This window comes from Methanobrevibacter arboriphilus (assembly GCF_019669925.1).
Lineage (GTDB): Archaea > Methanobacteriota > Methanobacteria > Methanobacteriales > Methanobacteriaceae > Methanobinarius > Methanobinarius arboriphilus_A.
Genome location: NZ_AP019779.1, coordinates 1,374,348 through 1,392,500 on the forward strand (window position 1 = coordinate 1,374,348; position 18,153 = coordinate 1,392,500).

Here is an 18,153-nt window from a genome sequence, read left to right on the forward strand (position 1 = left end):
AAAAACTAAAATTAACATAAATAACGTTATTAACATGTTTGTTGAGAATGTTAACCCTCTTGAATCTTTTAAAAACATTTTATCATCATTAAAATTTGATACTTATTAGATACTTATTAGCTATTTATTAGCTACTTATTATTTTATTTATTAATCATTCTTTGAAATTCCTTTAAAATGTTTTTTTAACTATTTTTAACTATTTATTAACTACTAATTTTAAATAGATTTTAATTAAAATTTAACCATTTTTAAATAGTTTTATATAAATCCAATTTTCATAAAATCCCATATTTAGCTCTATGAGAGTCATCTATAACTAATATTTCAGATATATCATCTTTTTTAAAGAATTCAACAATATTTCCAGGATAATGATCATTGAAAAGCACGTGATCTGATCCAGAAATGGATTTTTCAGTTATATTTCCATTAATATTTTTTTTAGGCTGAGGAACAATAAAAACTTCCAACCCATAATGATAACAACTTCCTTTACCTTCTAAACGGCATAAATAACAGCTTCCATCTGCACTTTCATGAAAATAGCCATTATCAATGCAATTTTTCATGCAATATCCTTCGCCATGGATTTTATAAGGATCATATATACATTTTCTTATTATCAAAGAACCAGTAGCATTTTCATAAATTTTTGGATTTAAAAGTCCATTTTTAACCATATAATATGATAATGCATCATTATAATCTATTTTTGTGCCATTTTCAATTAGTGTGGGGTGCTCTCTACACATTAAAAAAGGCAAAGGATCTTTAAGCCCTTCAATTGAAACAACACTTTCAACCACATTACTATATGATTCTTTTCCTTTTTTTGCATTGACGAGAGTTTTCACATTAATATGAAATGGATCTTTTCCATTGTAAACAGATAAAACCTCATTTTCAATATTTATGCCATTTTTTAATTGGTAATATTCTTCTTGTTTTTCTAACTTCTTTTGTATTTCATCTTTAACTATTTCTCTACTATCATAACTTGGATTATGGTTTTTAATAACATCATCAGTTAATTTACTAATCACAACTTTACTAAGAACTGGAATATTCTTATTATGATTCTCAATTACATAATTAAAAGAGTTTGAATCTTCAGAAGCACTAATTATTTCTTGATAGGATATTGAAAAGTTTAAAATCAATATAATGCTTATTATAAAACAAAAAATAAATAATAATGATAAGCCTGTAAAAATACTGCCTTTCTTTTCCTTAAATAGATTATTTTTACCTATTCTTTTTAAATGATAATTTTTAAAATCAAAACTTTTAAAATTAATATTTTTTATAGAATTAATTTTTTTATAGTATAAACTTATAACTTCTAATAATTTCATGAAAAACTATTTATAAATCTTTATATAAGTATATTACTTAATTTTAAACTTAATAATGCTTCTAAGAGTGATTATTATATTAATTTTCAAAAATTTACTTTAAAACATAAAATAAACTAAAAAATAAAAAGTTTTCAAAGATTTAATAAAGAACAGAAGAAGATTTATTTATAAATTTAAAAGGCTTAAAATCATTATAGAAATTGAAATCAATGTTAAAGATGATAGAGAATCAGTAACACTTGTTGAAATTGGAATTACAATATTATCTGGGTCTAAACCATTTTTATATGATAATGAAGATATTAAAAATACTATTAAAAGCATAACACTTATTAAAAGTATACCTGCTATTGTACTTATCCCTATGATAGGTATAAAACCTAAACCTGGTATATTAAGGAGTTTTGAAGATAATTCTGCTAATAATCCAATAATTGGATATATAATTATTGCTAAAAAAATTATTATTGAGAAATTTCTAATTGTTATCTTTTCTGGTTTTAATACTGGACTTATTAAACCTGAATGAAGTGCAGATGAAAGTCTTGCTCCTAGAATACTAACAAGGTTTCCACTTTCACCAGAAAAAAGTGGAACTAAAGTTAAAAGACTCGGATTTTTAAGAAGAGTATTAATAGAGTTATTTAAAAATCCGCCTGCTGTAACTCCTAAAAATGAACAAACAAGCAGTACTGGAGTGGATTGTTTTAAAATTTTTTTCATTTCCCCACCTGCTTTTATTCCATAAATAAAACTTAAAATAGCGATTAATATTATAAATATAAACACACTATATTTTAAAATCACACTTGATAAAAAAGAAACTAAAATTACAGCTAAAATGATAGCAGGTAATGTGAATAAATCTCCAAAAGCAGCTATAACTGGAGTTGATATATTATCTGGATCCCACCCATTTTCAAAACTTTTAAGTGATATTAACATAGTTAGTGGTAGCATTATTACACTTGAAATAACTCCTGCAAATAGTGAAATTAATGTAAAGTCAACTAAACTTATGCTTTCAAATCCAAATATTATACATATTCCTTTAGCTAAAAATGCTAAAAAAATAGAAAGTATCATAGTTAAAATAAGTGAAGATAATATGTTCTCTGATAAAATCTTAGAACGCTTAAATTTAGGGGACAATAAACCTATATGAAGATTTGTAGCTAATCGTGAACCAAGAGCTCCAAATATGTTTCCCCTCATTCCAATAGCTCCTGGAATAATAACTAAGAGCCCTGGAAACGCGGCTAAAAAACTTGTCATATTTCCAATAATAATGCCTGCAAATAAATCTCCAATAGCACATATTAAAAGAGCAATAAATGCCTCTCTTAACACATCATTTGTTTCCTTAAAGAAATACTTAAATCTGTGGCCTATTAGATAAGGAATAGAAAATAAATAATTTATCTTTCTATATATGAATATAAAAGAGTTGACTATGAATGATATTATTATTGAAAATATTTGGCGAATCATCTTCAATAGAAGTTTTATTTTCTTCATAAATATCACCTACAAACATAATTCCAACTCTTCTGGTTAATAGTTTTATTTTATTTTTAAAAGCTTATTTAATATTATACTACTTTAAATATTTATTATTATAATAATAGACTTATTATTACTCTAAAATATTTATTATTCTAATATATTTATTATTATTCTTAAATATTTATTTTTAATAAATTTAAACGTATATTTCAAGTGTAATTAAATTATTTAAATATTTTATTTAATCAGTTATTTTTAATCTTTCAGTATTTTTAATCTCCAGATTGCGATTGTCCTTCTTCATCAACTATATCGGATATTTCATCAAAGTCAATTTCGCTATTAGCTAATTTTTTAAGGAGTTCTGAGCCTACCTCAGTTCCTTTAGCAATTAAAGCATCTCCTTCTCTTATAACAGTGTGTTTATCAGGCCCATATATCCATGTTTCATCTCTTCTAATTGCTATAACAATCATTCCTGTCCTGTTAGCTAAAACTAATTCACCAAGTGATTTATCTGACAATTCTGATTCTTTTTCAACAGTAACACTTATAATAAGTTCTTCTGCTTCTTCCATGACCATTTTAAATACTGGGTGTGGTTTTATTCCTTTAATAACAATATCTGCCAAATCTTTAGCTGCATTTGCAATACTTTCAGCTGCTTCAGCTATTTCGATTAATGCAGTTAATTTTTCAGCATCTTCCACAGAACGTGCAGCCACAAGAGATTGCTTTTTTATTTCATAATTTAAGCTATTAACTTTATTTTCAAGCTTTAAAACTTCTTTTGCAGCGTCTTTACTATTAAAAAGTACAGCTGAATAAGCTAAATCTACCATTAGCTCGGATAAATTTTTCATTTCTATTAGAATATCTTTTATGCTAGCCATGTTTCCATCCTTATCAATTATTTTTATTCTCTAAAATACATTGTCTTCTTAATTTTAATAAATCTTTCTTTTTTAATTTTAGATCATTAACATCTTCTAATATATTGTTTAATCCTTTTCTAATGCATTCAACTGTATTTTTTTGATGGATCCATTCACAGTCTTCACAACTCCAAACACCTTTATTTTTTATCCATTTTCCACCAGTTGATCCATCTCCACAGGGATAAAATGGACAATAACAAAAATCACAGTATTGGGACTCGTTTTCACATTCATGGCAAGGATAGTACTCACAGCTAGTATTAGGTCCTATTGGAGAAGTTCCTTCTAAGTATTCTTTATAAAAATTTTCTGAAAGTGGATGAATTTCAGATTTAATAACATAACCTCTAGGTGTAATCATGAAACCATCTTGAAGATAGGTTAAAGAGTTTCCAACAATTAATATTGTGGACATATTAATATCCTCTTCATTTAACTCTTCAAGAGTAATTATATTTGTTTTTATAGGACTTTCATTGTTATACCCACTTTCACTACTATCAACAATTCCAATTAATGTTTTAGAATCTTTTGTTTCATTTAGTATTTTTTTAAACATTCTAAAAGGTTTTTTCCTGGTTTTACTAATTGGATTGTATATGGCCATAATTAAGTTAGCTTTTGATGCAAATTCTATTTTTTTTCCTATCTCTGATAATGGTGTTAATATATCACTTAAACTTATAACTGCAAAATCATGGAGTGGTGCTCCAAGAAGAGAAGCTGCAAAATTAACAGCACTAACACCTGGAAAAATTTTAATATCTCGTTGTGGATTAAAATCATTATATTTACTTATAAGTTGAAACATTAAGTTGGCCATTCCATAAACACCAGGATCTCCAGAACTAATTAAGGCAACATTTTTTCCTTCTAAGCTTTTATTTATAGCAAGCTCTCCTCTAGAAATTTCATCTCCCATTCCTTTTTTGATGATTTCTTTATCTTTAATTAAATCCTGTATTGAGTCAACATATTTTTTATAACCAATTATAACATCAGATTCTTTTAAAGCATTAAGAGCTGATTCTGTAATATTGTTTCTACTAGGTCCAATCCCAATTATATTGATCATTATTTCCACCATTAGATATTAGTATGATATTACTATTAGCTATTAATATAATATTTAATTATTATTTTAATTATTATTTAACTATTTTTATATCTATCTTTAAAGCTTATATTTAACCAATAGTAATCCTATCAGAACCATTATTTACAGAGTAACTATTAGAGCTGGTTTGATTGAAGAATTTCAATATAGAAATTATTTTAAGTGTATTTAAATCAACCGTGATACCACTATCACTACTGTTCGCTTCAGCAGTGGCTTTTATAATATAATCAGGGGTTCCAGACAATACAATTCTCCCGGATGTAGTATTTGGTGAAGAATAAGCCAACGCAGTAATATTGACTGAAATTTTACCTTCACTGGAACCAGAATAGGTAGTAAAGTTCATACTATCTATATCCACACCATCAACTTTTGCAAGAGACGTTAAATTTTCACTCACATCTACTTTGTTTGTAACATTTACTTTTTGAGGATCCTTAATCAGAACACTATTAATATTTTCAGAGCTAAATAATTCTGCAATGGTATTTATTTGTAGGTCAATAAGTCCTTTAACATCTGGTGGCTCTGAAGTGACGATTGTATATGAGCTAAGAAGACCTGCTTCAAAAAATCCTATAAAAAGTAATAAGATGAGAATTATCTTAAGTGCTTTTGGCATACTATCACCTAATATTTTAATTAATATAATATTTAATTAGTAATATTTATTAATATAACATTTAATTGTTATTAATTATTTAATATTCATTGTATATTGTTATAAGTTATTAATTATCTTTTAAATCATTAATTACCCATCGTTTAATAAGCTAAATTAACATATTTTATAATAATTCATGTTGTTTATAAATTAATTATATAATTTAAAATTATAATAAGTATTGATGCATTTCAAGTATTAATATTATATTTTAATTATTAATTATACTTCAAGAAACTATTTATTCGAGAAACTATATTTTAAAAGTAGATACATTAAATATTTTTCTGTAATTCATCTTTATTCAATAAGTTTTAAAGTATCACTAAAATTTTATAAAAACATAAAACTTTTAAAAAATATAGACTTGTAAGAAATATAAAATTTATAAGAATATAAAATAAATAATTTTTAAATTCATTTTAATATATTCTATTTATTAATAATATATATTAAATTAACTTTGTTTATTTAGTTTAATAAAATTAACTATTTTTATATTTTTATTAAATATTGATTTATAATTATTTTTAGTATTATTGTAAAGTATTTGTTGTAAAATGCTAAACATTAAACATGCAAATTTAAAAATACATGAATTAATTTTAAATTATACTAAAATTATATAATAGACTATTATACAAATGAGATTGTATTAATAGAAACTATATAAATAGATTTCATAACAAGAGATTTTATAGTAAAATAAGTTAAAATATAATAACTAAAAATAAAATTTAATAGCAAGAAAAAATAAAGTAAAATAAACTATAATTATAATAAAATATTTTGTGGATTTTACATAAAAACAACGATAGATATAAATGACAACAGAAGTTCTTTTTAAATTTGCTAAAAAAAATATTAACTTATCTCCTGAAGCTTATTATTTAATAAATAATTTGGATGATCCTTTAGATTTTTCTTCATCTTTAATTGTTAAATTAAAAAGTCAAGAATTTTCTAAAGAGGATTTAATCTCCTTAAGAGTGGATATTGTTGAGGACTTTATTAAAACCTTAGGGTTAGCTATTCCAAACCAAAATAATGATTCAGACGGTTCAATTCATAAATCTCAAAAAACTCTAAATAATAATGAAAAATCTAACTTTAATAATAATAAACCCAATACTAATCTTAATACTAATTTTAATACTGGGCTTAATACTAATTTTAATAATAAATCTAAGGCTAATAATCAAAACATCAATAATCTCAATAATAATAAATTTGAAACTAAAAAAACCGATTTTAAGAATTTTAAGTTAAAATCTAGCTTAATTAACTCAGAATCACAGTTATCTGATTTTAAATCTGATTTTGACCATATTGATAGTGCTGAAGCAAATTCTAATGATATTACTTTTAATACTAAAAATAATGTTGAAAAAAATAGATTTTCACCTTCTGAATGTAAAAGAAATCTCGATCCTTGTAATATAGACTATAATTATAAAGTAATTCAAGATACTACTAAGAAATCTTATACTAATGGAGAAATTGGAAATTTAATCACTTATTTTAAGAATAGATACTCTAAATTATCAAATATTTTATCTAAAAGACCTGAACTCAAAGCATATCAGAAAATTTCTGATTTAGAAGAAAAAGCTACAGATTTAAGTTTAATTGTAATGGTTAAAGAGATTAGGTCTACTAAAAATGGACATAAGATAATTGTATTTGATGATGATACAGGTGAAATAAGTGTTCTTTTCCATAAAGACAACCATGAACTTTTTAGAGAATCAGAAAAGCTTGTTAAAGATGAAGTTGTTGGTATTCTTGCTGAAAAAAAGGGAGATTTAGCTATTGCAAATCAAATTATCCAACCAGGCGTACCAAGAATTGCGAAAAAATCAATGAATTTTTCCGCGGCTTTTACTTCGGATATACATATCGGTAGTTTAACTTTTCTCGAAGATGCTTTTATAAGATTTACTAAATGGTTAAATGGTGATTATGGAACAGAAGAGCAAAAATCCATTGGTGAAGATGTTAAATATTTGATAGTTGGTGGGGATATTGTGGATGGTATTGGTGTCTACCCTAATCAAGACAAGGAATTAGCTATTAAAGATATTTCAGAACAATATGAAGAGGCAGCTAGACTTCTTGGAGATATTAGAAGTGATGTAAAGATTATTATATCTCCTGGAAACCACGATGCTTCAAGAGTGGCTGAACCACAACCTGCAATACCTGAAAAATATGCAAAATCTCTTTATGATTTAAATAATGTAGAATTTGTAAGTAATCCAGCGATTATTAGTCTTGATGGTTGGAATACTCTTATTTATCATGGCCGTGGTTTTGATGATATTGCTATTACTGTTAAAGGATTTTCACATGAAAGAAATGATCTTATAATGGAAGAATTATTAAATAAACGTCATTTAGCACCGATATATGGAGAGAGAACTCCTTTGGCATCAGAACTTGAAGATCATCTTGTAATTGATAATGTTCCTGATATTTTCCATACTGGTCATGTTCATATAAATACATATAAAAATTATAAAGGAATTCATATGATTAATTCAGGAACTTTTCAAACTCAGACTGAGTTTCAAAAGGTTCATAATATTCTTCCAACTTGTGCTGAAGTTCCAATTCTTCATAGAGGCGTTTATAAAAAGTTAAATTTTATTTAGAATAAATATTTTTAAATGATCGTTCAGCTATATATTTTAAAATAATCTTTCAGTTCTATTTGGTGATGAAATGAGTGATAAAGATGATAATATTAAAAGTGTTGTTAATGTTTCAAAATATCTTTTTGAACGTAAATTAGTTTCTGGAAAAGCTGGAAATGTTAGTGCTAGATTTAATGATAATGGAATGGATGTTATAGCTATTACTCCTACTATGAGGTCATTAGGTAAAGTAAAAGAAGAAGAAATAATATTAGTTGATATTGATGGGAACAATTTAACTAAAGGAACTCCTTCTTCTGAAATATACTTACATCTAGCTATATATAAAGAAAAAGATGATATTGGTGCAATTGTTCATACTCATTCTCCTTTTGCAACTGGTTTTGCATTTTCTAACAAACGGATAAAAAGATTAGAGGGATTTGGTGAAATAATTTCCCCATACTTGGCAGAAATTGACTATGAAAAACCTGGAAGCAATGAATTAGCTGTTAAATCTGCTGAAGCACTTAAAAATGAAGATGTATTGATTTTAAAAAATCATGGAGTTATATCAACAGGAAAAAATATTGAAGAAGCATGTTCATTGGCGGAATTTGTTGAAGATATAGCTAAAACTCAGTTCATTTCACATACTTTGAATCTATCAGACTCATTTTAATATGATTGAGATTCATAAAAAATAATATTTTTAGTATTAAGATTTTTTGTATTAAGATTCTTAGTATTAAGATTCATATAATTAAGATTATAGATAAAAATTGACTAAATAAAAAAACATTAAATAATTAAAAAATAAATATTGAAAAGCAATAAAAAGGTTAAAAAATCATATTAAGTATTTATAAGTAATAAATAACTAAAAAATAATTAAATATTAATTAAGTAACTATATATTTATTAACTAGCTAATAAATATCTATTAAATACTTAATAAAAAAATACTGATATGGAATATATGTTTAATTTGTTTTAATTGACTCTAATTTACTTAAAACTTCCCAAATAAGGGTTCTTGCATGAATAGGTATATTAGGATCGTTACTAATTTCATCTAATATTAAGATAACTGCACTTGCTCTTACAGTTTCATCTTCTTCTTTATTGTTAAGAAGTGTATTAGATTCATCAGCAGCCCTTCTAATATTACGAGGGACACTTGGATTTTCCATAATATGTTTTAAAATCTCAGAAACTTCGTTAAAAATATCGTTACTCATAAATAATCCTCCAAAAATTAAAATAAATAGTAAATAAAGATTTAACATTTTTATAATTAATACAAACAACTACTATTCATGGATTTAATTAAATATACTCTATATATATAAATTATAAGTTCCATAAATAGATTTGAATAAATTAAATAATAATTAGCATGTTAATTGTAAATTAAGATAAATATATTAAAAATTTTATTTTATAAAATTACTATACATTCTTTATATTAGTACTAAGTTATTTAAAAAGTTTTGTATTTTTTCATTTTATTAATATATTTTTTAAACTTATAGCAATACAAAGATTTATTTACTAGGAAAATAAATTAAATAATATAAAATTGATAAGAAGTATTACTAATATTAAATAAATTTTTATATGATTATCACAAATAAATTATTAGTATAAATTAAGTTTTTAATAATATTTCTATTAATAAGAATTATTATTAAAGAATATAAATAACTATTTAGAATTAGTATTCACTTGAAGGTGTTTAAAGTATATTAAAAGACTTTTAAAGCTTATAAAAGCTATAATCTCATAAAGTTATAAAATAAACTAATCTGATTATTTAATAAATTAATATTTTAATATTAAAATCATAGTGCTTTTTAGTGTAATTTAATTCATGGTTTATTATATATAATATTATTCATAATTTATTGATATATTATATCATTAATGATTTTAATAATACATTATATACTTATATTAATAGTTTGCATAATTTTATTAATAAATTACATATTAATTATTACATTATAAACTAATACAATTAATACATTATTAAATATAATTATAAATTAGAGTTAGGAGGATTTAAATGTCTGATATTGTAAGAACCTGGCGTCATATTCAACAAAGGTACAATCTAATTGGATCAAAATGTACTAACTGTGATGGAGTTTATTTCCCTCCACGAGTTATCTGTCCAAAATGTAGGAGAAAAGGTAAGATTGAAAATATTCAATTTAGTGGAAAAGGTAAAATACATAGTTTTTCCATTGTTGAAACTCCAACTGATGATTTTAAAACTATTGCTCCATATGCAGTAGCTATAATTGATTTAGAAGAAGGCGCAAGACTCACATCTCAGCTTGTAGATTGTGATCTTAATGAAATAGAGATTGGGGATCCGGTTGAAATGGTATTTCGAAAAATTAGGGAAGATGGAGAAGACGGAGTAATCTCTTATGGATTCAAATTTAAACCAATCAAATAATTCTGAAGGATTTACAAATTATAAAAATCTGAATATTTCAGAGAATCCACTTTCAACTGATTTTGGTGTATTGCTTATTAGTCATGGAAGTAGCTTACCTTATGCAGAAGAAATTTTTAAAGATATACTTGAAAAATATATATCTTTAACTGGTCATAATGCTGAAGTTGGATATATGAAAGTTGCCAAACCATCTATTTCTGAAGCTATTGATAACTTATTGGATAGAAATAATAACATAAAAAGAATCATTGCTATGCCAGTATTTTTAGCTCCAGGTATTCACACGAATATAGATATACCAATAATTTTAGGTCTTGAGCCTAAAGAAACTGATCCAAGATGCCCTGATGGAAACTATCCTGAAGATCATTATTTAATGGAGTCAAAACCTATCAATTTTGATGGTGAAATCAATTTAATTGGTTGTATAGGCCCTGATCCACAAATAATTAATGTTATAAATAAAAAGATTGAATCAACTGTTTTTGAATCTAATAAGGATGTAAGTGCAGATAAAACAGGTGTTTTACTTGTGAGTCATGGAAGTAGGTTAAATTATAATCGTGAATTTATTACAGATATATATAATCAATATAAATCTCAAACTGATTATTCTGTTTCTCAAGGTTTCATGGAACTTTGTGAACCTACTATTGCACAATCTATTAATACCATGCTTGAAAGTAAAGATTTAGATAGAATAATTGTTGTTCCTGTATTTTTAGCTCCAGGTGTTCACACCAAAAGAGATATACCTACTATTCTAGGTATTTTGGAGGACGAAGATATAAACAGTACTCATTTTTCCAATGATCATTCTCACTCTCATACCCATTCTCATGATCATAGCCATGCTCAATCTCATGATCATGCTCATGGCGGCCTTGTTGAGTTTGATGGAGAGATATTATATACAGAACCATTAGGTTCTGATGATGTTATAATTGAAATTCTTAAAAATAGAATTGAAAGCAACATATAATTTTTTTGAACCTTAGCTTGCTTTATTATTTATTATTTTTTGTTTTCTTCTATAATAATCTTTTTTATTATTTTTTATTACTTTTTATATTTTTTGTTATTTTTATCATTACATGCCTTTTTATTCATAATATTAGAACTTTTATTAATAATTTCATTAATAATCTTTCAATAATATAATCTCTCAATAATATAATTTTTCAATAATATTTTAATATTTTAAAGAAAAATTGATAAAATTTATAATATACTATAGTTAATATTAAAATTATATTTCTTGAATAAATTGATTTATTAATAAATTATTATAATACGAGAATAGGAAGATAATATGTCAGAAGGAAAATCAAATTTTAACTCTAATAATACTGGGATTTTACTTATAAGTCATGGAAGTAGGTTACCATTATCTAGTGAAACTATAAATAAGTTAGCTGAAATGTATAGACAAGAAACTAATTTTAAAGTTGGTGTAGGATATATGGAAATTCATGAACCCAATATTCCAAAAGCATTAGATATTTTAGTTAAAGGCACTGAAATTGACACTGTAATTGCTGTTCCAGTATTTTTGGCTCATGGAATGCACACTACAAGAGATATTCCTAAAATATTACGTCTAAATGAAGAAGACAATGAGGAAGACTCTAATAATCAGAACCATCATAGTCATAATCATGAAAATAAAGATGAAAGCTCTCATAGCCATCATCATCACCATCATGACTTAGAAAAAATAAATTTTGATGGAAAAATTATTTACACTGAACCATTAGGAGCAGACCCATTAGTTCTCGAGATAATAAAAAATAGGGTCGATAATGCTTTAAACCAGTAATAATCTATTTATTTATGTTTTTTTGATTTTTATAATATTTTTTATAATATTTTTTATAATATTTTTTATAATATTTTTTATAATATTTTTTATAATATTTTTTATAATATTTTTTATAATATTTTTTATAATATTTTTTATAATATTTTTTATAATATTTTTTATAATATTTTTTATAATATTTTTTATAATATTTTTTATAATATTTTTTATAATATTTTTTATAATATTTTTCAAATATACTTTTATTTCAATTTATACTAAAAAAATTTTATTATATTTAATAAACAAATATATCAACATGTTTAAAAAAAATCTTCAAGTTTCAGATCTTGGAGAAAAAAAGCTAATTGAAAGAATAGTTGAAAAGTCTAAAGATTTTGAGTTTAACAGTAATAAATATTTAAATTCTTATATTGGTGATGATGCTGCATTAATCGATTTTAACAATAATTTAACAAATGAAAAAAATTATTTAGTAGCTACGACTGATTTATTGATTCAGAAACATCATTTTCCATTACAAATGTCTTTTTTTCAGATGGGTTGGAAAGCTGTTACAGTAAATGTTAGTGATATTGCAGCTATGGGAGCTAAACCTGTTGGAATATTGATTAGTTTAGCTATTCCTCCAAATTTAGCCCTTGAATCATTCGAAGAAATGATTGATGGAATTTTAGAAGCATGCAATTATTATAAAATCCCTTTAATAGGTGGAGATACAAATGAAGATGATGAAATAATAATTTCAGGAACTGCTTTAGGGAAAGTTGAACAATCATTAGCTAAAAAAAAATATGGGTTTAAAATTGGAGATAAATTAGCTATCACTGGACAGTTAGGTCTTGCTGCACTTGGATTTGAATTGTTAAAAGAAGAAAATAAAGAAATAATTGAAAAATCTATTGAAAATAAAAAAATTAGCAGCGATTTAGTTGATTTATCGATTGATGCTGCTTTAAATCCTAAAGCTAGATTAAATGAAGGGATTATTTTAAGTAAAATAGCTTCATCTGTCACTGATATTACTGATGGGTTAGCAAGTGAACTTTATGAATTATTTGAGGCTAATAAAAATTTTAATAGAAATAACAATCTTGGAATAAGAGTTTATGAAGATAAAATAGCTAATGAACCACTATTTGAAGAAATATATGATTTGTCGAAAATATTAAATAAAGATATTTTTGATCTTATTTTTCATATAGGGGAAGATTTTGAACTTTTATTCACTTTCAATAATGATAATGAGAATAGTATTATCGATGAGTTATCAAAAAAGTTGAATTTCATTATTATTGGGGAAATTAATAATTATAATAAGGTTGAAATCGAATATTGTGATGGAAAAGTTCAAAAATTATCTTCAAAGGGTTATGAACATTTATCTAATGATTAATAACTTTTAAATGTTTCTAATTAACAATATTTTTTTCATTTGATGGTAAATTTGATAATATTTTGATAATTAATTTTTTAGTTGATGATACTATTAATGAGTAATTTGAAAAGGAGTAATTTGAATGATTGTTGAATCAATTTTGTATGATAAATTAGATAATGGTAATGTTCAATGTAATGTTTGTAACCATAGATGTAAAATTGCTGAAAACAAACTGGGGTTTTGTTTAACACGTAAAAATTTAAATGAAAAGTTATATAGTTGTAACTATGCTTCTATATCCTCTCAAGCTATTGATCCTATTGAAAAAAAACCGCTTTATCATTTTTTACCAGGATCATTGGCATATTCTATCGGTGGTTTTGGGTGTAACATGAGATGTTTGAACTGTCAGAACTATATCATATCCCAAAATAGTAATGAGTATAATGAAGCTATTAAAATTCTTCCAGAAACAGCTGTTAAAAATGCTATTAATGCAAATTGTATGTCGATTGCTTGGACCTATAATGAACCTACTATGTACTTAGAATATACTCTTGAAACTGCTTTAATATCTCATGAAAATGGTCTTAAAAATATATATGTTAGTAATGGCTATATGAGTGAAGAAGCTCTTAATCTCTTGCTTCCTAGAATTGATGCATTTAACATAGATTTAAAATCTATGAGTAATGAATTTTATATTAATAATTGTCAAGCTAAACTTGATCCTATTTTAGATAATATAAAATCAATATATAATCATAAAAAGCATTTAGAAATCACTAATCTCTTAATAACTGACTATAATGATTCTTATGATTTAATAAAAAGTTTAACCGATTTTATTGTAACCGAACTTGGAAAAGATGTGCCGATTCATTTTTCTAGATTTTTCCCTTATTATAAAATGAGGGATGTTCCTCCTACTGAAATTAGTAAATTAGAACTTGCTAAAGAAATAGCTACTGAATCAGGTTTAGAATATGTTTATTTAGGTAATGTTCAAACCGATCAAAATAGTTATTGTCCTGATTGTGGTGAACTACTTATTGAAAGAAATGGATATAATACTATCAGTAAGAGTAAAATTAAAAATAATAAATGTATTAATTGTGGTAGAAAACTAAATTTTATCTATAACTAATCAAATATTATCTTATTGAGTTTAATAATCTTAAAGTATACTTTAAATTGTACTTTTTGCTTTTTGAAAAGTATTGTCGTGTTTGAAAATCTTAATTATTCAAAATTTTCATCTAATAAAATATTGTCTTTTATAAATTTTGCTGTTCATAACCATAATCATAATATATTTATAAATATAGATTATTATATAATTATAAATTTATAATATTTTAATGAATGCTAAATCTAGCTATATAATAGAACTAAAGAGGAATAATATTGAATAAATTTAAATTTACTAAAACTTCTATTGAAGGGGTTTTTATAATAGAACCAACAGTTTTCATTGATGATCGAGGATATTTTATGGAATCATATCATAAAAAAGAATTTGAAGAGAATGGATTAAACATTGATTTTGTTCAAGATAATCAATCTAAATCTACAAAGGGTGTATTGCGTGGACTTCATTTTCAGTATAATCAACCACAAGGGAAATTAGTAAGGGTAATCAAAGGTGAAGTATTTGATGTAGCTGTTGATTTAAGAAAAGATTCTCCAACTTATAGTAAATATGAAAGTGTAATTCTTTCAGAAGATAATAAAAAACAATTTTATATTCCACCAGGATTTGCTCATGGCTTTTTAGTTTTAAGCGATGAAGCAGAATTTACTTATAAATGTACTGATTTTTATAATGAATCTGATGAAGGCGGTATCACCTGGAATGATCCAGACATAAACATTGAATGGCCTTTAAATGAAGATGAGTTAATTCTATCTGAAAAAGATCAAAAGTGGAAATCTTTAAAAAATACTTCAACTAATTTTTAAAGACTAAAATATTAATAAATGTGAGGAAAAGTTAAAATGGAAATATTGGTTACTGGAGGAGCAGGTTTTATTGGGAGTAATTTTATACATTATATTTTAGATAAATACTCTAATTATAATGTTATAAATTTAGATTTACTTACTTATTGTGGAAATCTAGGAAATTTGATGGAAGCTGAAGAGAATCCTAATTATAAATTTATTAAAGGAGATATTTTAGATACTAAACTTGTTGATAGTATTGTAGCTGAAAATAATGTTGATTATATAATTAACTTTGCTGCTGAATCTCATGTTGATCGTAGTATTCATAATCCTAAGATTTTTTTAGAATCAAATATTATTGGAACCCAAAATCTGCTTGAAGTAGCTAAAAAATATCATGAAAGAGGTCAGATTAAAAAATATATTCAAATATCCACTGATGAAGTATATGGAACTCTTGGAAAAACAGGTTATTTTACAGAAAAAACTCCTCTTTCTCCAAACAGTCCTTATTCAGCTAGTAAAGCCGGAGCTGATATGATTGTTAGAGCATATCATGAAACTTTCAACCTTCCTATTAATATAACTAGGTGTTCTAATAATTATGGACCATATCAATTTCCAGAAAAATTGATTCCATTAATGATTAATAATGCACTAACTAATAAGAAATTACCTGTTTATGGTGATGGAAGAAATATTCGAGACTGGTTACATGTTTATGATCATTGTACAGCTATTGATCTTGTATTGCATAATGGAAAAATAGGGGATATTTATAATATAGGTGGAAACAATGAAAAAGAAAATATTGAAATCGTTAGAATTATTCTTAAATATCTAAATAGGTCTAATGACTTGATTGAATTTGTTGAAGATAGATTAGGGCACGATAAAAGATATGCAATTGATTCAACAAAAATAAAAAGTGAATTAGGTTGGAAACCTAAATATACTTTTGATAATGGGATTAAAAAAACTATTGATTGGTATTTGAATAATGAAAAATGGCTGGAGTATGTCAATTCTAATAAATATATAAATTACTATAATGAAAAATATAGATAATTTAATTTTTTATAAAATAGGGCTGTGCTCACCAGATAAAAGTGAATACACATCTAAAATTTATTAATTTAATTAAATGATTCATAAGTACTGAATCATAGTTATAGATAAATTAAGTGATTTAATGAATAATAGTAAACCTTTAGTTAGTGTTATAGTGCCAGTTTATAATACTGAAGATTATATTCAAGAATGTTTGAATAGCATAATTAATCAATCATTAAGTAATATTGAGATTATACTGGTTAATGATGGTTCTACTGATGGTTCTCTTGAGATTTTAGAAGACTATGCAAAAAAAGATACAAGAATTAAAATTATTAATAAAGACAATGAAGGTCAAGCCATTGCTAAAAATTTAGCTATAAGCAAATCTAATGGTAAATATCTATCTTTCATTGATTCTGATGACTATATTGACTTAAATGCATATGAAAAAATTTATAATTATGCTGAAAGTAATAATAATGATATAGTTTTATTTAATGTTTTACGGTTTAATAAAAAAAATACATGGAAAGGAAGACTTCATAGAATTTCTATTCCAAATGAAAATATACCTTCTACAAACATTATTAATTTTCCTAATTTAGTTTATGATTCAAGTGCATCTAATAAGCTAATAAAAAAATCATTTTGGGATAATTATTGCTTTAAATTTGAAGAAGGTAGATTTTATGAGGATCTCTTAGTTGCAGCTCGGTTATATTGTTGTGCTGATTCAATCGGAATATTTTCTAATGTTAATTATTATTGGCGAATCCGTGAAAATCAAGCTAATAAGTCTACAACTCAAAAATTAACTGATACAAAAAATTTTAATGATAGAATATTTATCCTTAATAAAATAACTGATTTATATAGAGAAAAAAATGAAAATTTACTTAAATATCACTATAAAAAATGTTTAGATCATGATTTTATAATTATTCTTAATAAAATAAATGAATCAAGCCAAGATTTGCAATGTGAAATTATCAATAAAATAAACTTATTTTTAGAAGATATTTTTTTAGAGGGTTATGATGATCTGAATATATTTAATTTAGGCATATTTGATAAGATTAAATATCAAGCTATAATTGATAACAATCTTAAACTTCTCAAGAAACTAGTCTATTATAGTGAAAAATATAATGAAAAAAAGCTATACATTAAAATGTTCTTAATATTTAAAGATATTATTAAGGAAAAAATGTTTATAGAAATACTGAAATTGTATATCGAATCTAGATAATCA

16 protein-coding genes are annotated in these 18,153 nt (G+C 24.5%); 10 read left to right on the plus strand and 6 right to left on the minus strand.

Features of this window, described 5'->3' with window-relative positions; all coding sequences use genetic code 11:
- Nucleotides 1-278 precede the first annotated feature (278 nt).
- From MarbSA_RS06005 to MarbSA_RS06025, 5 genes are all read right to left on the minus strand, one after another.
- Complete coding sequence (locus MarbSA_RS06005; RefSeq protein ID WP_221061163.1) at nt 279-1,358, minus strand: hypothetical protein; 1,080 nt, start codon at nt 1,356-1,358, stop codon at nt 279-281.
- Between the two features lie 168 nt (nt 1,359-1,526).
- Nucleotides 1,527-2,879 carry a magnesium transporter gene (locus tag MarbSA_RS06010; RefSeq protein WP_221061164.1) on the minus strand — a complete coding sequence of 451 codons (1,353 nt, stop codon included), beginning with the start codon at nt 2,877-2,879 and terminating at the stop codon, nt 1,527-1,529.
- 260 nt (nt 2,880-3,139) lie between these two features.
- Nucleotides 3,140-3,760 (minus strand): potassium channel family protein, encoded by a 621-nt coding sequence (locus tag MarbSA_RS06015; protein WP_042702701.1) that lies wholly within the window; start codon nt 3,758-3,760, stop codon nt 3,140-3,142.
- Nucleotides 3,761-3,773: 13 nt separating this feature from the next.
- Nucleotides 3,774-4,880 carry a precorrin-3B C(17)-methyltransferase gene (gene cobJ / locus MarbSA_RS06020; RefSeq protein ID WP_221061165.1) on the minus strand — a complete coding sequence of 369 codons (1,107 nt, stop codon included), beginning with the start codon at nt 4,878-4,880 and terminating at the stop codon, nt 3,774-3,776.
- Between the two features lie 112 nt (nt 4,881-4,992).
- A complete protein-coding gene (locus MarbSA_RS06025; protein WP_042702704.1) occupies nt 4,993-5,547 on the minus strand; it encodes a hypothetical protein in 555 nt (184 codons plus the stop codon).
- A gap of 866 nt (nt 5,548-6,413) precedes the next feature.
- Here MarbSA_RS06025 and MarbSA_RS06030 point away from each other — a divergent pair.
- Both MarbSA_RS06030 and MarbSA_RS06035 read left to right on the plus strand, forming a co-directional pair.
- Entirely contained in the window at nt 6,414-8,243 is a 1,830-nt protein-coding gene (locus MarbSA_RS06030) for a DNA-directed DNA polymerase II small subunit (RefSeq protein WP_221061166.1), read from the plus strand.
- A gap of 70 nt (nt 8,244-8,313) precedes the next feature.
- Nucleotides 8,314-8,907 carry a class II aldolase/adducin family protein gene (locus MarbSA_RS06035; protein WP_042702707.1) on the plus strand — a complete coding sequence of 198 codons (594 nt, stop codon included), beginning with the start codon at nt 8,314-8,316 and terminating at the stop codon, nt 8,905-8,907.
- Between the two features lie 301 nt (nt 8,908-9,208).
- Here the strand turns inward: MarbSA_RS06035 and MarbSA_RS06040 are convergent, their stop codons facing one another.
- Nucleotides 9,209-9,466 (minus strand): stationary phase-response protein, encoded by a 258-nt coding sequence (locus tag MarbSA_RS06040; protein WP_042702709.1) that lies wholly within the window; start codon nt 9,464-9,466, stop codon nt 9,209-9,211.
- Between the two features lie 827 nt (nt 9,467-10,293).
- On the opposite strand from MarbSA_RS06040, the gene MarbSA_RS06045 reads away from it, so the two are divergent.
- The 8 genes from MarbSA_RS06045 to MarbSA_RS06080 all read left to right on the plus strand — a co-directional run bounded on the left by MarbSA_RS06045 (nt 10,294) and on the right by MarbSA_RS06080 (nt 18,150).
- Nucleotides 10,294-10,692, plus strand: a complete 399-nt coding sequence (locus MarbSA_RS06045; RefSeq protein WP_042702713.1) for a Zn-ribbon domain-containing OB-fold protein — start codon at nt 10,294-10,296, stop codon at nt 10,690-10,692.
- Nucleotides 10,664-11,677 (plus strand): sirohydrochlorin nickelochelatase, encoded by a 1,014-nt coding sequence (gene cfbA / locus MarbSA_RS06050; protein WP_221061167.1) that lies wholly within the window; start codon nt 10,664-10,666, stop codon nt 11,675-11,677. Before MarbSA_RS06045 ends, cfbA (MarbSA_RS06050) begins: the two co-directional genes overlap by 29 nt.
- Before the next feature lie 330 nt (nt 11,678-12,007).
- Nucleotides 12,008-12,514 carry a sirohydrochlorin nickelochelatase gene (gene cfbA, locus MarbSA_RS06055; protein WP_042702717.1) on the plus strand — a complete coding sequence of 169 codons (507 nt, stop codon included), beginning with the start codon at nt 12,008-12,010 and terminating at the stop codon, nt 12,512-12,514.
- 301 nt (nt 12,515-12,815) lie between these two features.
- Nucleotides 12,816-13,913 (plus strand): thiamine-phosphate kinase, encoded by a 1,098-nt coding sequence (thiL, locus tag MarbSA_RS06060; RefSeq protein ID WP_221061168.1) that lies wholly within the window; start codon nt 12,816-12,818, stop codon nt 13,911-13,913.
- Between the two features lie 124 nt (nt 13,914-14,037).
- The gene (gene amrS / locus MarbSA_RS06065) at nt 14,038-15,045 is read left to right on the plus strand and encodes an AmmeMemoRadiSam system radical SAM enzyme (RefSeq protein WP_221061169.1); all 1,008 of its coding nucleotides are present in this window, start codon (nt 14,038-14,040) and stop codon (nt 15,043-15,045) included.
- Nucleotides 15,046-15,305: 260 nt separating this feature from the next.
- Nucleotides 15,306-15,860, plus strand: a complete 555-nt coding sequence (gene rfbC / locus MarbSA_RS06070; RefSeq protein ID WP_221061170.1) for a dTDP-4-dehydrorhamnose 3,5-epimerase — start codon at nt 15,306-15,308, stop codon at nt 15,858-15,860.
- A 36-nt stretch (nt 15,861-15,896) separates the two neighbouring features.
- Nucleotides 15,897-16,913: a dTDP-glucose 4,6-dehydratase gene (gene rfbB / locus MarbSA_RS06075; RefSeq protein ID WP_221061171.1), complete on the plus strand. Its 1,017-nt coding sequence runs from the start codon at nt 15,897-15,899 to the stop codon at nt 16,911-16,913.
- 124 nt (nt 16,914-17,037) lie between these two features.
- Nucleotides 17,038-18,150 carry a glycosyltransferase gene (locus MarbSA_RS06080; RefSeq protein ID WP_221061172.1) on the plus strand — a complete coding sequence of 371 codons (1,113 nt, stop codon included), beginning with the start codon at nt 17,038-17,040 and terminating at the stop codon, nt 18,148-18,150.
- Nucleotides 18,151-18,153: the final 3 nt, after the last annotated feature.

What these genes read in the sequence shown, in the direction of transcription:
- cobJ (WP_221061165.1), bottom strand. Translation starts at nt 4,880, where the DNA reads ATGATCAATATAATTGGGATTGGACCTAGTAGAAACAATATTACAGAA.
- MarbSA_RS06035 (WP_042702707.1), top strand. Translation starts at nt 8,314, where the DNA reads ATGAGTGATAAAGATGATAATATTAAAAGTGTTGTTAATGTTTCAAAA.
- amrS (WP_221061169.1), top strand. Translation starts at nt 14,038, where the DNA reads ATGATTGTTGAATCAATTTTGTATGATAAATTAGATAATGGTAATGTT.
- cfbA (WP_042702717.1), top strand. Translation starts at nt 12,008, where the DNA reads ATGTCAGAAGGAAAATCAAATTTTAACTCTAATAATACTGGGATTTTA.
- thiL (WP_221061168.1), top strand. Translation starts at nt 12,816, where the DNA reads ATGTTTAAAAAAAATCTTCAAGTTTCAGATCTTGGAGAAAAAAAGCTA.
- MarbSA_RS06005 (WP_221061163.1), bottom strand. Translation starts at nt 1,358, where the DNA reads ATGAAATTATTAGAAGTTATAAGTTTATACTATAAAAAAATTAATTCT.
- MarbSA_RS06025 (WP_042702704.1), bottom strand. Translation starts at nt 5,547, where the DNA reads ATGCCAAAAGCACTTAAGATAATTCTCATCTTATTACTTTTTATAGGA.
- cfbA (WP_221061167.1), top strand. Translation starts at nt 10,664, where the DNA reads ATGGATTCAAATTTAAACCAATCAAATAATTCTGAAGGATTTACAAAT.
- MarbSA_RS06040 (WP_042702709.1), bottom strand. Translation starts at nt 9,466, where the DNA reads ATGAGTAACGATATTTTTAACGAAGTTTCTGAGATTTTAAAACATATT.
- MarbSA_RS06030 (WP_221061166.1), top strand. Translation starts at nt 6,414, where the DNA reads ATGACAACAGAAGTTCTTTTTAAATTTGCTAAAAAAAATATTAACTTA.
- rfbB (WP_221061171.1), top strand. Translation starts at nt 15,897, where the DNA reads ATGGAAATATTGGTTACTGGAGGAGCAGGTTTTATTGGGAGTAATTTT.
- MarbSA_RS06080 (WP_221061172.1), top strand. Translation starts at nt 17,038, where the DNA reads ATGAATAATAGTAAACCTTTAGTTAGTGTTATAGTGCCAGTTTATAAT.
- MarbSA_RS06015 (WP_042702701.1), bottom strand. Translation starts at nt 3,760, where the DNA reads ATGGCTAGCATAAAAGATATTCTAATAGAAATGAAAAATTTATCCGAG.
- MarbSA_RS06045 (WP_042702713.1), top strand. Translation starts at nt 10,294, where the DNA reads ATGTCTGATATTGTAAGAACCTGGCGTCATATTCAACAAAGGTACAAT.
- MarbSA_RS06010 (WP_221061164.1), bottom strand. Translation starts at nt 2,879, where the DNA reads ATGAAGAAAATAAAACTTCTATTGAAGATGATTCGCCAAATATTTTCA.